This window comes from Streptomyces sp. BR123 (assembly GCF_013401435.1).
In the GTDB taxonomy this organism is placed as follows: domain Bacteria; phylum Actinomycetota; class Actinomycetes; order Streptomycetales; family Streptomycetaceae; genus Streptomyces.
The window spans coordinates 1-13247 of sequence record NZ_JACBGN010000048.1; the positions used below are offsets into that span (position 1 = coordinate 1).

Genomic DNA, 13247 nt, shown 5'->3' on the forward strand with positions numbered 1-13247 from the left:
GCCCCCTCCCCCACCGGCCCTTACGCCGCGGCGGCCGCAACGGCCGCGGCCCCGCCCGGGCTCACCTTCCACGACATCCCGGGATCGGGCGGCATCACCCTCAAGGGCAACGTGTTCACCCCGGCCGGCGCCGAGGCCGGCCGGACGTACCCGCTGATCGTGCTGCCCGGCAGCTGGGGCATGCCGCAGATCGAATACATCGCCCAGGCGAAGAAGCTCGCCGACTCCGGCTATGTCGTGGTCAGTTACGCCTCCCGCGGCTTCTGGCTCTCCGGCGGGCAGATCGAGGTGGCCGGCCCGCCCGACATCGCCGACGTCTCCGCCGTCATCGACTGGGCGCTGGCCCACACCCCCGCCGACACCGGACGCATCGGCGTGGGCGGGGTCTCGTACGGGGCGGGCATCAGCCTGCTCGCCTCCGCGCACGACCCGCGGATCAAGACGGTGGTGGCGCTCAGCGGCTGGGCCGACCTCATCGAGTCCATCTACTCCGGCCGCACCCAGCACCTCCAGGCCACCGGCCTGCTCGGCGCCGTCGGCCACGCCACGGGCCGCCCCGGCCCCGAACTCGACCGTATCCTCGCCGACTTCATGAACTCCCGCCTGGACCGGGAGCAGGAGATGATCGAGTGGGGCCGGGTGCGCTCGGCCTCGGAGCAGGTCGACCGGATCAACGCCAACGGCACCGCGGTCATGCTCGGCAACGCCTGGGGCGACACGATCTTCCCGCCCAACCAGTACGCCTCCTTCTTCGAGAAACTGACCGGCCCCAAGCGGCTGGAGTTCCGCCCCGGCGACCACGCCACCGCCGAGGTCACTGGCCTGTTCGGCCTGCCCAACGACACCTGGGCCAACGCCCGCCGCTGGTTCGACCGCCACCTCAAAGGCGAGCGCAACGGGGTGGACACCGAGGCCCCCGTGCAGATCAAGACCCGCAGCGCCGGCGGCTACGAGGGCTACGCCGACTGGAAGTCGGTCGGCGCGGCCGCCACCGAGAAGCTCGCGCTGAACGACACCGAGCACCTGTTCACCGGCGTCAACACCGGGGCCGACGGCGGCGTCGTCCTCCTCTCCAGCGCCCTGGACCAGTTCGCCAAGATCCCGCCGATGGCCTCCGTCCCGCTGCTGCCGCGTACCTTCTCCGCCGTCTGGCAGTCCGAGCGGTACGGCAGCGACAAGCGCGTCCGCGGCACGGCGCGCCTGCACACCACCGTCACGCCCACCAAGTCCGACGGCACCTTCGTCGCGTACCTCTACGACGTGGGCCCGCTCGGCGTCGGCAAGCTGGTCACCCACGCCCCGTACACCTTCCACGGCAAGACGCCGGGCCGCGCCTTCGGTGTGGACCTCGACCTGTTCTCGACGGCGTACGACGTACCGGCCGGCCACCGGCTGGCCCTCGTCATCGACACCGTCGACCCCCTCTACGCGGAGTACAACCCCTTCGGCGCCCAGCTCACCTTCACCTCCCCCGCCACCGACCCTTCGTACGTGGCGGTCCCCCTGCGCTGACCTCAGTGCTTGAGGATCTTGGAGAGGAAGTCCCTGGCGCGGTCGCTCGCGGGGGCGGTGAAGAACCCCTCCGGTGAGCGGTCCTCGACGATCCTGCCGTCGTCCATGAAGACGACGCGGTTGGCGGCGGAGCGGGCGAAGCCCATCTCGTGGGTGACCACGACCATGGTCATCCCCTCCGCCGCCAGCTGCCGCATGACCTCCAGCACCTCGTTGATCATCTCCGGGTCGAGGGCGGAGGTGGGCTCGTCGAAGAGGAGCGCCTTGGGGTCCATGGCCAGGGCGCGGGCGATGGCCACCCGCTGCTGCTGGCCGCCCGAGAGCTGGGCAGGGAACTTCACGGCCTGGTCGGCGAGGCCGACGCGTTCCAGCAGCTCCAGGGAGCGCCGGTCGGCCTCCGCCCTGCCGCGCTTCCTGACCTTGATCTGTGCGAGCGAGACGTTGGCGAGGACGGTCTTGTGCGCGAAGAGGTTGAAGGACTGGAAGACCATCCCCACATCGGCGCGGAGCGCGGCCAGGTCCTTGCCCTCGGCGGGCAGCGGCCGGCCGTCGAGGGTGATCGTGCCCGACTCGACGGTCTCCAGACGGTTGATGGTCCGGCACAGGGTGGATTTCCCGGAGCCGGACGGGCCGATGACCACCACCACCTCGCCGCGGCCGACGGTGAGGTCGATGTCCTTCAGGACGTGCAGCTGCCCGTAGTGCTTGTTCACGTTCCGCAGCTCGATCAGCGATTCGACGGCCATGTCTGCCTGCCCCTCCTTGTCGGTGCCGGGCCTGGTCGGTGTGCCGGGGCCAGGATGGGCCATAGGGGCGGGGAGTGCACGTCACCCGTCAACACGCCAGTCCTCGGGGAGCGTGTAGTGCCAGCCCTCCCGCCAGCCGAACGGGGCGTCCACCAGGTCTTCGATCGAGGCGCCGCGCAGGAGGCAGTCGAGCGCCCACTTGTTGGCCGAGTGGGAGATGAGGAGGACGCGCTGACCGTTGCGGGCGGCGGCCAGGTCCCGGAGGAAGTCCGCGGTGGAATCGATGACCTGCCGGTAGCTCTGGCCGCCGGGGAAGGGGGTGTCGATGTGCCGGGAACGGCGGCCGGCCAGGTCGGCCACCGGGCGGCCGTTCAGCGTGCCGTAGTCGCATTCCCGCAGCCGCGGGTCGCGGTGCACGGGGAGCGGGCTCCCGGTGAAGGCGATCCGGGCGGTCTCCACGGCCCGGTGCAGGTCCGAGACGAAGACGGCCGCGAGACCGTCGTCACGGCGGCGGCCGCCGAGTTCGGCGGCGAGGCGCCGGCCCGCTGCGGAGAGCCTGCCGGGGAGGAGGCCGGTGGCGATGCCCCGTTCGTTGTCCTCGGTGAGCGAGTGGGTCTCGAAGACGATGTCGACGGCCATACGGGCTCCCGGTCAGAGGCCCTCGGAGGCTTCCGCGTAGGCCTGCGAGAGTTCGGGGGATCCGGTCATCGCCCAGGACACCCCGGACTCCACCACGTTCAGCTCCCGCCCGGAGGCCAGCAGGATCACCGGCTGGCCGTCCGGGCGCACCTGCCAGCTCGCGCCCGGGCGGGTCCGGATGATCACCGTGCCGAGGTACAGGCCCGCGTCGTTGCCGAGCCACGGCACGATCTCGGGATCCCGGCGCCAGCGCGGCATCAGCTGGTCCAGCGCAGCCAAGGAGGCCGGGGTCTCGTCGAGTTCGAGTCCGGCCGCGCGGGCGTGGACGCGCAGCATCTCGCACTCCGCGAACAACTCGCTGATGCCTTCGGGGTCCTGCGTGAGGGCGGCTGCGAGTCCCGCACCCCGTTCCGTGTCGTTCCGGTTGAGCCAGTGGTCCAGGAAGGGGATGTTCATGTCGTCCAGCCTGGCACCGCGGCGCCCTGCTGGCCACAGGGCGCGCCTTGATCCCGCGTTACGCGTCGAGGTCGAGGTCGAGGTCCACGACGACGGGGGCGTGGTCGGAGGCGCCCTTGCCCTTGCGCTCCTCGCGGTCCACGTAGGCGTCCTTGACGGCCTTGGCGAAGGGCTCGTTGCCGTACACCAGGTCGATGCGCATGCCGCGGTTCTTGGGGAAGCAGAGCTGGCGGTAGTCCCAGTACGTGTACGGGCGGTCGTACTTGAGGGGGCGGGGCACCACGTCCGACAGGCCGGCGGCGCGCAGCGCCTCCAGGGCGGCCCGCTCGGCGGGGGTGACGTGGGTGAGGCCCGCGAAGGCCGCCACGTCGTAGACGTCCTCGTCCCTGGGGGCCACGTTGAAGTCGCCGAGCACCGCGAAGGGGCGGGGGCCGGCGGCGTCCTCGGCGACGGCGTCCCTCAGCGCGCGGAACCAGTTCAGCTTGTAGCCGTAGTGGTCGTGCTCGACCTCGCGGCCGTTCGGCACGTACACCGACCACAGGCGGACGCCGCCGCAGGTCGCGGAGATCGCCCGGGGCTCCTGGACGCCCCCGTAGTCGGGCCCGCCCGACAGGCCCGCGACCACGTCCTCCAGGCCGACCCGGGAGACCAGCGCGACGCCGTTCCACCGGCCGGTGGCGTTGACCGCCGCCTCGTACCCCAGCTCGCGCAGCTCGTCGAAGGGGAACTGCTCGGCGGTGCACTTGGTCTCCTGGACGCAGAGCACATCGGTGCCGGAGGACTCCAGCCAGGCCAGCAGCCGCGGCAGCCGGGCGGTGATCGAGTTGACGTTGAAGGTGGCGATACGCATACCAGACAACCTACCGCCCGGCGCCGACAGCCGGCCGGTGCCGGGAGCCGACGCCCGGAGGGAGGCGCGGGAGGGAGCGAGCGCGGGAGGGACGCGCGGGAGGGAGGCGCGGGAGGGAGGCGCTCAGAGGGCGGCGGTCTCCCCCGCGGACATCCGGCTGTGCGGAGCTCCGCCCAGGCGGTCCAGGGCCGTGTCGTAGATGGGCCGGGCGATGTCGGAGAGGTAGGCGTCGTGGATGTCGACGGCGCGGACCGGCTTGACCTCGCGGACGTAGTCGATCACTTCCGCGACCTTGTTCCACGGGGCGTGGACGGGGAGCATCAGCGTCTCCACCGGGGTGCCGGGGACGGTCAGCGCGTCGCCGGGGTGGAAGAGGGAGCCGTCGACGAGGTAGCCGACGTTGGTGACCCGGGGGATGTCCGGGTGGATGACGGCATGGAGCTCGCCGTGGACCTGCACCTCGAAGCCGGCCGCGGTGAAGGCGTCGCCGTGGCCGACGGTGTGCACGCGGCCGGGATAGGCGGATGCCATCCGTTCCGCGACGCTGCGCAGGGTCCACAGCCCGGCGGCGGGGTTGGCGTCGAGGGCGGCGCGCAGCCGGCCCTCGTCGAAGTGGTCGGGGTGCTCGTGGGTGACGAGCAGGGCGTCGGCCCCGAGGCCCGCGTCGGGCTCGCTGAAGGCGCCGGGGTCGATGACGAGCACGCGCCCGTCCTTCTCCAGCTGGACGCAGGAGTGCAGCCGCTTGGTGAGCTTCATGATCCCAGGCTAAGCGGCCTCGGGGAAGCGGGGGGCGTTTCCGCCTCGTCCGGTGCGGTGTACCGCAAGGCGGAGCAGTGCCCTTGTACGGGACGTCTCGGGTACTGCGACAACGCGGCGAGGTGCCGTGCCGTGCGGCGCGGAGACGTGCCCCGCTTCCCCGGGGCCGCGTAGCCGCCCGCCCCGCCGGGCCGGGCGGTTACGGGACCGCGGTGGAGACCACGTAGACGCGGGGCTTGGCCGGGTCGGTGAGGTCGACGGTGACATCGCGGGTGGGTCGCGGGTCGGGCTGCTCCAGGGTGATCCCGTACCAGCGGTTGGAGGGGCCCCAGCTCCAGCCGGCGACGGCGGCGTCGTGCTCGGAGACGGAGACCTCGGGGGTCAGCGCGGAGCGGCTGGTGCCGAGGCTCGCGAGGAAGGCGTCCAGTTCGTCCGGGGTGACGGCGAACTGCACGTACAGCCGGCTGGTGTGCCAGTTGTTGGTCTCCAGGAACCCGACCCGCCAGGCCTTGAGCGGAATGGGGACGTCGTAGATGCTGCGCTGCACCCGGGAGGGCCAGCCGGGGCGCACCTTGGTCGCGCCGACCTTGGCGGCCTTGTCGCGGCCGCTGGCGCGGCTCTGCTGGGCGGACACGGCGAGGTAGCCGGCGGGTACGCCGATCAGCAGCAGGATGATGATGGCGGTGATCCAGCGGCGCCGGACGACGTGCCTGCGGTCCTCGGCCGGGGTCGGCGCGGCCGGCACCGCGGCCTCGTCGGGGGCGGGCGCCTGGCGGGACAGGGTGGGGGATGTCACTGCTTTTCCTGGTCCTCGGGGCGGGGGGTGGCGCGCCGGCCGAGCTGTGCGTAGCGCTCGTACCGCTCGACGCGGCGGCGCGTGGCGCGGCGGAAGCGGCGGGCGACGAGCCGGGCGAGGTCGGCGGCGCCGACCATGCCGGCCTCGGGTCCGAGCTCGGCCTTGGTGATGCGGGCCTCGGGCCGGTAGCCGCGGCCGGTGAGGTGGCGTCGGAAGGCGTCCCGGGCGGGGCCGATCAGCAGGTCGTCGGCGGCGCTGACGCCGCCGCCGATGACGAAGCAGGAGGGGTCGAGGGCGGCGGCGAGGTTGGCGATGCCCACCCCGAGCCACTGGCCGATGTCCTGGAGCAGCTCGACGCACATGGCGTCGCCCTCGCGGGCGAGCTCGGTGATCAGCGGTCCGGTGATCTCGGAGATGTTGCCGCCGACGCGGGCGATGATGTTGTGGGCGACCGGGGAGTCGGCGGCGGCCAGCTCCCGGGCCTCGCGGACCAGGGCGTTGCCGGAGCTGTACTGCTCCCAGCAGCCGCGGTTGCCGCAGGGGCAGCGGTGGCCGCCGGGGACGACCTGCATGTGGCCGAACTCGCCGGCGACGCCGTACCTGCCCCGCTTGACCTGGCCGCCCTCCAGGATGGCGCCGCCGATGCCGGTTCCGAGGGTGATCATGACGAGGTGGTCCTCGCCGCGGCCGGCGCCGAAGCGCCATTCCGCCCAGGCGGCGGTGTTGGCGTCGTTGTCGACCATGACGGGGACGGCGAGGCGGGACTGCAGGGCGTCGCGCAGCGGTTCGTCCCGCCAGGCCAGGTGGGGGGCGAAGAGGACGCGGGAGCGGTCGGCGTCGACCCAGCCGGCCGCCCCGATGCCCACGGCGTGGACGTCGTGCCGGTCGGACAGGTCGAGGACGAGCTCGACGATGGTGTCCTCGACGACCTTGGGGCTCTTGGACTTGTCGGGGGTCTCGGTGCGGATCTTCTCCAGGATCACGCCGTCGGCGTCGACGACGCCGGCCATGACCTTGGTGCCGCCGATGTCGATGCCGACGGTGGGGACGCGCGGGGCGGTCAGGTGCGACCGGCGCTCACGGGTCCCGATGGTCCGCAGGACGGTGCCCCGCGCCGACCCCCGGTGGGGGAGCGTGAAGTCCCGGTACGTGCTCATCGAGTCGTGTCGTCCCTCAGGGTGCGGTGGTGCCGTGTGCGGTGCCGTCTGCGGCGGTGCCGGGTGCGGGGTGCGGGTCCGATTCTGCCACTCGCTCCAGCTCGTGGCTCAGCTCGTCCAGCTCGGAGCCGCCGGCCATCTGCCGGGTGAGCTCGTCGAGGGTGATCGAGTCGCGGGTGTGGCTGCCTGCCATGGCACCGCGCTTGAGCAGGACGAAGCGGTCGCCGACCAGGTGGGCGTGGTGCGGGTTGTGGGTGATGAGGACCACGCCGAGGCCGGCGTCGCGGGCGGCCGCCACGTACTTGAGGACCACCCCGGACTGCTTGACGCCGAGGGCGGCGGTGGGCTCGTCGAGTACGAGGACCTTCGCGCCGAAGTGGACGGCGCGGGCGATGGCCACGCACTGCCGTTCGCCGCCGGACAGGGTGCCGATCGGCTGGTCGACGTCGCGCAGGTCGATGCCCATGCGCAGCAGCTCGGTGCGGGTGGTCTCGCGCATGAGGTCCACGTCGAGGCGGCGGAAGGGGCCGCGGCCCCGGGTCGGCTCGGAGCCGAGGAAGAAGTTCCGCCAGACGGGCATGAGCGGGACGACGGCGAGGTCCTGGTAGACGGTGGCGATGCCGCGGTCGAGGGCGGCGCGCGGGTTGACGAGTACGGTCTCCTCGCCCTCGATCTCGAAGGTGCCGGCGTCGTGCCGGTGCAGCCCCGCGATGATCTTGATGAGGGTGGACTTGCCGGCGCCGTTGTCGCCGAGGACGCAGGTGATCTCACCGGCGGAGACCTCCAGGGAGACGTCCTGGAGGGCGCGGATGGTGCCGTAGTGCTTGCTGACACCGGTCAGCTTCACGAGGGGCGTGCCCGTCGGGGTGTCCGTCGGGGTGCTTGTGTCTGCCTGGGGCGTGCTCATGCCCGTGCCTCCGCCCGCTTGCGGACCCATGCGTTGAGCAGCACGGCCAGCAGCAGCATCGCGCCCAGGAAGAACTTGAACCAGTCCGGGTTCCACTGGGCGTACACGATGCCGTTGCTGGTCATGCCGAAGATGAAGGCGCCGACGGCCGCGCCGATCGCGGAGCCGTAGCCGCCGGTCAGCAGGCAGCCGCCGATGACGGCCGCGATGATGTACAGCAGCTCGTTGCCGACGCCCTCGCCGGACTGGACGACGTCGTACGAGAAGAGGATGTGCTGCCCGGAGATCCAGGCGCACAGGGCGACGCCCATGTAGAGGCCGATCCGGGTCTTCACGACGGGGACGCCGACGGCGCGGGCCGCGTCCGCCGACCCGCCGACCGCGAAGATCCAGTTCCCGGCGCGGGTGCGCAGCAGGATCCAGGTGGCGACGGCGACCAGGGCGATCCACCACAGGATGGTGACCTTGAGGGTGACCGCGCCGACGGTCCACTGGGAGGCGAAGAGCGCCCGGGCGGAGGGAAAGCCCTCCATGTCCGAGATGCCCTTGGTGGAGACGGTGCCGCCGATCAGCTTGGTGAAGCCGAGGTTGAGGCCGGTGAGCATCAGGAAGGTGCCGAGCGTGATGATGAAGCTCGGCAGCTTCGTACGGGTCAGCATGAACCCGTTGAAGAAGCCGACGGCCAGGGTGACCACGAGGGACACCGCGACGCCGACCCACACGTTGGCGGTCATCTGGTAGCTGAACATCGAGCTGACCAGGGCCGCGGTGGTGACCATGACGCCGGCGGAGAGGTCGAACTCTCCGCCGATCATCAGCAGCGCCACCGGGACCGCCATGATCCCGATGGTGGAGGCCGCGTACAGGATCGTGCTGAGGCTGGACGCCTGCAGGAAGCTGGGGGCGGCGAAGGAGAAGAAGACGAAGACGGCGGCGGCGCCGACGACGGCGCCCAACTCGGGGCGGCCGAGCAGGCGGCGCAGCAGGGAGGAGGGCGCGAGCCGCTCGTCGCCGGAGCCGCCCGGGGCCGGCGCCGGGCCGGGGGCCGGGGCGGGGGCGAGCGCGGTCATCGGCTGCCCCGCTTGATGTACTCCTCCAACTCGGCGGCCTTGTCGCCGGTCACGATCTGCGGTCCGGTGAGCACCGGCCGGCCGCCGCCGAGCACGTCGGCGTTGTAGCGGTGGAGCCAGAGCAGGTCGACGGCCTCGTACCCCTGGAGGTAGGGCTGCTGGTCGACGGCGAAGCCGAGGGCCCCGGACCTGAGGTCACGGGCGACGGACTCGTTCAGGTCGAAGGTGTCCACCTCCGCCTTGCTGCCCGCGGCCTGCTTGGCCTTGACGGCGGTCGCCGCGAAGGGGGCGCCGAGGGTGAGGATCGCGTCGACGGAAGGGTCGGCCTGGAGCTTCGCCTGGACGGCGGCCTGGACGGAGGGCATGTTGGTGCCCTCGACGTACAGGTTCTCCATGGTGCCGCCGAAGGTCTTCTTCGCTCCGGCGCAGCGCTGCTCGTGGCCGACGTTGCCCTGCTCGTGCAGGACGCAGACGGCCCTGGTGCGGCCGCGCTTGGTCAGCTCGGTGCCGACGGCCTCGCCGGCGACCTGCTCGTCCTGGCCGATGTGGGTCAGGGCGCCGTACTCCGCCGACTGGGCGGAGCCGGAGTTGACGGTGATCACCGGGATGCCGGCCTTGACGGCCTTGACGATCACGTCCTTGAGGGCCTCGGGCTTGGCGAGGCTCACGATGATGCCGTCGGCCTTCTGGTCGATGGCGTTCTGCACGAACTGGGCCTGCTGCTGCGCCTGGTCGTCGTGGGCGTACACGAAGTTGATGTTGTCCTTGGCGGCGGCCTCCTTGGCGCCCTTCTGGACGATGTCCCAGAAGGTGTCGCCATCGCCCGCATGAGTGATCATCGCGAAGGTCCAGCGGGGCGTGGACACGGCCGGCCGGCCCGCCGCGGCGGCCTTCGCCCGCTCCTCGGCGCGTTTGCCGCCCGTGCTGCTGCAGCCCACGAGGGAGGCCCCCAGTACCGCCGCGAGCACGGCGCCCACGACGCGTACCCCTGTCCCTGTCCTGGCCACGTCTGCGTGCCCTTCCCTCGTGCCGTGCTCGTCCGCGCACCGTTCCGCTGCGCGCCGGTCTTCTGCGTCCGCCGATGCCAAAGCGGTCATTCCGGTTTCAGCCGCCCAGTATCCGCCACAGTGGCGCATGTGAGGTCATCGGGGGCTTCCCGGCGCCCCCGCACCCTCCGGCCGCCGTCATGCGGATTGACAGCCTCCGCCCGGCGGTCCAGGTTGAGTGCATGCGCATCGGGCTGATCGGAACGGGCCGGATCGGCTCCTTCCATGCGGCGGCACTCGCCCGCCACCCGGACGCCGGCTCGCTGCTGCTCGCCGACGCCGATCCCGCGCGTGCCGTACGGCTCGCCGACCGGCTCGGAGCCACGGCCGCGCCCTCCGTGGACCAGGTCTTCGCCTGGGGCGTGGACGCCGTCGTCGTGGCCTGCTCCACCGACGGGCACGCGGAGCTGGTGCTGCGGGCCGTCCGCGGCGGGCTGCCCGTCTTCTGCGAGAAGCCGCTGGCCGCCGACCTGGCCAGGACCCTGGCGGTGCTCCGCGAGGTGGCCGCCGCGGACGGGGTGCTCCAGCTGGGCTTCATGCGCCGCTTCGACGCGGGCTACCGGACCGCGCGGGAGCTGGTGCGCTCCGGAGCGCTGGGCCGGCTGCACACCGTCCGGACGATGACCGCCGATCCGTCGCCGCCGCCCGCCGCCTACCTGGCCGCGTCCGGGGGCCTGTACCGGGACTGCCTGGTGCACGACTTCGACATGGTCCGCTGGGTGACCGGCCGGGAGGTGGCGGAGGTGTACGCGACCGCCTCGGACGCGGGCCCGCCGCGGTTCCGCGAGGTGGGCGACGTGGACACGGCGGCAGCCCTGCTCACGCTGGACGACTCCACGCTGGTGACGTGTACGGGCACGCGCTGCAACGGGGCCGGGTACGACGTGCGGATGGAGCTGGCCGGGGAACTCGACCAGGTCTCCTCCGGACTGGACGACCGTACGCCGATCGCCTCGACCGAGCCGCACGGCCCGCCCCCGGCCCCCAAGCCGTGGACGGGCTTCCTGGAGCGGTTCGCCCCGGCGTACGAGGCCGAGCTCGCGGCGTTCGTCCGGCTGGTCCGCGGCGAGGGACCCAACCCCTGCGACGGCCGGGAGGCGCTGGCCGCGCTGCGGGTGGCGGAGGCGTGCGAGCTGTCGCGGCGGGAGCGGCGCCGGGTGGCCATGGCGGAGCTGCCGGACCTGTGAACGCCGGAACCGGGACGGCCTGACCTGTGAACGCCGGCCCCGGGGCGGCCTGACCTGTGCGGGCATGGGCGGCGGCTACCAGCGCACCGGCAGCCGGGTCACGCCCCGCATCAGGCTGCCGCCGATCCAGGCCGGCGGTCCGGCGTCGGGGTCCTCGGCCAGGTCGGGGAAGCGTTCGAGCAGGCCGCGGATGGCGATGCGGCCCTCCATCCGGGCCAGCGGGGCGCCGAGGCAGAAGTGCAGGCCGTGGCCGAAGGCGAGGTGCCCCTGCGGGGCGCGCCGGATGTCGAAGGCGTCCGGGTCGGGAAAGCGGCCCGGGTCGCGGTCGGCGGCGGCCAGCGAGACGAGGACGGTGGCCCCGTCCGGGATGGTGGTGCCGCCGAGCTCCACATCCCGGCGGGCGTAGCGGAAGGTGGCGTTCTGGACGGGGCCGTCGTAGCGGAGCATCTCCTCGACCGCCCCGTCGAGGAGGCCGTCGCAGTCGGCGCGCAGGTCGGCGAGCTGGTCGGGATGGGCGAGCAGGGCGCGGACGCCGTTGGCGACGAGGTGGACGGTGGTCTCGTGGCCGGCGACCAGCAGCAGGAAGGCCATGCCGATCAGCTCGTCCGGGGAGAGCGAGCCGCCGTCCTCGTCCCGGGTCCGGATCAGGGCGCTGAGCAGGTCCTCCCCGGGCTCCTCGGCCTTCCTCGCGACGAGTTCGCCGAGGTACAGGCCGAGTTCGCGGTGGGCGCGGGTGTCCGGGGCGTCGCCGGAAGGGGCGACGACCTCCTTGGACCAGTAGGAGAAGCGGGCCCGGTCCAGATCGGGGACGCCGAGCAGCTCGCAGATCACCGTCATGGGCAGCGGGAAGGCGACGGCCTCGACGAGGTCGGCGGTGCGCTGCGGGCGGGCGGCCATCGCGTCGACCAGCTCGTCGGTGACCTGCTGGACGCGGGGGCGCAGCGCCTCGACGCGGCGGGCGGTGAACTCGCGGGCGACCAGGCGGCGCAGCCGGGTGTGCCGGGGCGGGTCGGACTCCAGCATGTTGAGGTTGGCCGCGGTGCGGGCAACGTCCGGCAGGCTGCTGCTCCAGTCCTTCAACAGGTCCGGGTGGTTCAGGGCCTGCCGGGCCTCCTCGTGGCCGACGACGATCCAGCCGGGCTCGTACTCGGACGCCGAGACCCCGACGGGATGGACGGGGCCGGCGGCCCGCAGCCCGGCGTAGAAGGAGTACGGATCGGCCTGGAAGTCCGGGGAGTTCCCGCTGATGTCCGGTTGAGGCATGTCGCCACCTTACGGCGGCAGTTGATCCTCTGACCCGGCGCTTTCCGGACACTCCGCCGGCCCGGCGGCGGCCGGTGCGGGCAGTCCCCGGAGGGCGAGGTGCGGCGTACGGCCGCTGCCGCCCCGCCCTCGTCCGCGCCCTCGTCCGCGCCCTCGCCCGCGTCCGCGTCCGCGTCAGTCGAAGCTGCCGAAGGTGGCGCGGCCCTTCGGCCGGTAGGTGTGGATGGCGATGCCGTTCGGGGTCGTGCGCGAGGAGGCCAGCTCGCAGGCCGTCGGCAGCCCGCCGGTCGGGAACAGCCGCTGTCCGCCGCCCAGGTAGACGGGGAACACCATGAGGTGCATCTCGTCCACCAGGTCCCGCGCCAGCAGCCACTGTGCGAGCAGCCCGCTGCCGTGCACCTGGAGCTCCCGGCCCTCCTCCAGGGCGTCCTTGACGCGCACGATCTCGCTCTGCATCTCCTCCCCGTCGATGACGGTGGTCCCGGCCCATTCCGGATCCTTGAGGGTGGTCGAGGCCACGTACTTCGGCAGGCTGTTCAGCCGGCTCGCGATCCTGTCCTCCGGGTCGGTCTTCTGCGGCCAGTACGCGGCGAAGATCTCGTACGTCCGGCGCCCGAGCAGGAACGCCCCGGCCCGGTCGAAGTTCTCGTCGACGAACTCTCCCGTGGCGTCGTCGAAGAAGGGCACCACCCAGCCGCCGCACGCGAAGCCGCCCCTGCGGTCCTCGTCCGGCCCGCCGGGGGCCTGCATCACGCCGTCGAGGGTGAGGAAGGTGGTGAGGGTCAGCTTGCCCATGGCTCTGCGCTCCTGGATCTCGGTCGGTTGCGGCTGCCGCCGTTGCACCGGTTCAGACTCCCGCTCC

At 72.5% G+C, this 13247-nt stretch carries 14 protein-coding genes; 2 read left to right on the forward strand and 12 right to left on the reverse strand.

What is annotated here, in order from left to right; translation table 11 throughout:
* Window positions 1-1512, forward strand: a 1512-nt coding sequence (locus HYE82_RS10810) for a CocE/NonD family hydrolase (protein ID WP_179173760.1), incomplete at its 5' end; no start/stop codon positions are given.
* Window positions 1513-1514: 2 nt separating this feature from the next.
* Here the strand turns inward: HYE82_RS10810 and HYE82_RS10815 are convergent.
* The 10 genes from HYE82_RS10815 to HYE82_RS10860 all read right to left on the reverse strand — a co-directional run bounded on the left by HYE82_RS10815 (window position 1515) and on the right by HYE82_RS10860 (window position 9866).
* A complete protein-coding gene (locus tag HYE82_RS10815) occupies window positions 1515-2258 on the reverse strand; it encodes an amino acid ABC transporter ATP-binding protein (protein ID WP_179173761.1) in 744 nt (247 codons plus the stop codon).
* A gap of 81 nt (window positions 2259-2339) precedes the next feature.
* Window positions 2340-2897 carry a histidine phosphatase family protein gene (locus tag HYE82_RS10820; protein ID WP_179173762.1) on the reverse strand — a complete coding sequence of 186 codons (558 nt, stop codon included), beginning with the start codon at window positions 2895-2897 and terminating at the stop codon, window positions 2340-2342.
* 12 nt (window positions 2898-2909) lie between these two features.
* A complete protein-coding gene (locus HYE82_RS10825) occupies window positions 2910-3353 on the reverse strand; it encodes a DUF6278 family protein (protein WP_179173763.1) in 444 nt (147 codons plus the stop codon).
* 58 nt (window positions 3354-3411) lie between these two features.
* Window positions 3412-4203, reverse strand: a complete 792-nt coding sequence (locus tag HYE82_RS10830; RefSeq protein WP_179173764.1) for an exodeoxyribonuclease III — start codon at window positions 4201-4203, stop codon at window positions 3412-3414.
* 123 nt (window positions 4204-4326) lie between these two features.
* A complete protein-coding gene (locus HYE82_RS10835) occupies window positions 4327-4959 on the reverse strand; it encodes an MBL fold metallo-hydrolase (protein ID WP_179173765.1) in 633 nt (210 codons plus the stop codon).
* 199 nt (window positions 4960-5158) lie between these two features.
* On the reverse strand, window positions 5159-5755 hold the full coding sequence (locus HYE82_RS10840) for a hypothetical protein (protein WP_309144269.1): 597 nt from the start codon (window positions 5753-5755) through the stop codon (window positions 5159-5161).
* Window positions 5752-6912, reverse strand: coding sequence for an ROK family glucokinase (locus HYE82_RS10845; protein ID WP_179173766.1), 1161 nt, complete (start codon window positions 6910-6912; stop codon window positions 5752-5754). Before HYE82_RS10845 ends, HYE82_RS10840 begins: the two co-directional genes overlap by 4 nt.
* A 16-nt stretch (window positions 6913-6928) precedes the next feature.
* Window positions 6929-7819, reverse strand: a complete 891-nt coding sequence (locus tag HYE82_RS10850; protein ID WP_256987069.1) for an ATP-binding cassette domain-containing protein — start codon at window positions 7817-7819, stop codon at window positions 6929-6931.
* Complete coding sequence (locus tag HYE82_RS10855; protein ID WP_179173767.1) at window positions 7816-8889, reverse strand: ABC transporter permease; 1074 nt, start codon at window positions 8887-8889, stop codon at window positions 7816-7818. Before HYE82_RS10855 ends, HYE82_RS10850 begins: the two co-directional genes overlap by 4 nt.
* Complete coding sequence (locus HYE82_RS10860) at window positions 8886-9866, reverse strand: sugar ABC transporter substrate-binding protein (protein WP_179173768.1); 981 nt, start codon at window positions 9864-9866, stop codon at window positions 8886-8888. Before HYE82_RS10860 ends, HYE82_RS10855 begins: the two co-directional genes overlap by 4 nt.
* Before the next feature lie 251 nt (window positions 9867-10117).
* Between HYE82_RS10860 and HYE82_RS10865 the strand changes: the two genes are divergently transcribed.
* On the forward strand, window positions 10118-11122 hold the full coding sequence (locus tag HYE82_RS10865; protein WP_179173769.1) for a Gfo/Idh/MocA family oxidoreductase: 1005 nt from the start codon (window positions 10118-10120) through the stop codon (window positions 11120-11122).
* A gap of 75 nt (window positions 11123-11197) precedes the next feature.
* On the opposite strand, the gene HYE82_RS10870 is transcribed toward HYE82_RS10865, so the two are convergent.
* Window positions 11198-12385: a cytochrome P450 gene (locus HYE82_RS10870; RefSeq protein WP_179173770.1), complete on the reverse strand. Its 1188-nt coding sequence runs from the start codon at window positions 12383-12385 to the stop codon at window positions 11198-11200.
* Between the two features lie 174 nt (window positions 12386-12559).
* Window positions 12560-13180, reverse strand: a complete 621-nt coding sequence (locus HYE82_RS10875; protein WP_179173771.1) for a dihydrofolate reductase family protein — start codon at window positions 13178-13180, stop codon at window positions 12560-12562.
* Window positions 13181-13247: the final 67 nt, after the last annotated feature.

What these genes read in the sequence shown, in the direction of transcription:
- HYE82_RS10815 (WP_179173761.1), bottom strand. Translation starts at nt 2,258, where the DNA reads ATGGCCGTCGAATCGCTGATCGAGCTGCGGAACGTGAACAAGCACTAC.
- HYE82_RS10820 (WP_179173762.1), bottom strand. Translation starts at nt 2,897, where the DNA reads ATGGCCGTCGACATCGTCTTCGAGACCCACTCGCTCACCGAGGACAAC.
- HYE82_RS10825 (WP_179173763.1), bottom strand. Translation starts at nt 3,353, where the DNA reads ATGAACATCCCCTTCCTGGACCACTGGCTCAACCGGAACGACACGGAA.
- HYE82_RS10830 (WP_179173764.1), bottom strand. Translation starts at nt 4,203, where the DNA reads ATGCGTATCGCCACCTTCAACGTCAACTCGATCACCGCCCGGCTGCCG.
- HYE82_RS10835 (WP_179173765.1), bottom strand. Translation starts at nt 4,959, where the DNA reads ATGAAGCTCACCAAGCGGCTGCACTCCTGCGTCCAGCTGGAGAAGGAC.
- HYE82_RS10845 (WP_179173766.1), bottom strand. Translation starts at nt 6,912, where the DNA reads ATGAGCACGTACCGGGACTTCACGCTCCCCCACCGGGGGTCGGCGCGG.
- HYE82_RS10850 (WP_256987069.1), bottom strand. Translation starts at nt 7,819, where the DNA reads ATGAGCACGCCCCAGGCAGACACAAGCACCCCGACGGACACCCCGACG.
- HYE82_RS10855 (WP_179173767.1), bottom strand. Translation starts at nt 8,889, where the DNA reads ATGACCGCGCTCGCCCCCGCCCCGGCCCCCGGCCCGGCGCCGGCCCCG.
- HYE82_RS10865 (WP_179173769.1), top strand. Translation starts at nt 10,118, where the DNA reads ATGCGCATCGGGCTGATCGGAACGGGCCGGATCGGCTCCTTCCATGCG.
- HYE82_RS10870 (WP_179173770.1), bottom strand. Translation starts at nt 12,385, where the DNA reads ATGCCTCAACCGGACATCAGCGGGAACTCCCCGGACTTCCAGGCCGAT.
- HYE82_RS10875 (WP_179173771.1), bottom strand. Translation starts at nt 13,180, where the DNA reads ATGGGCAAGCTGACCCTCACCACCTTCCTCACCCTCGACGGCGTGATG.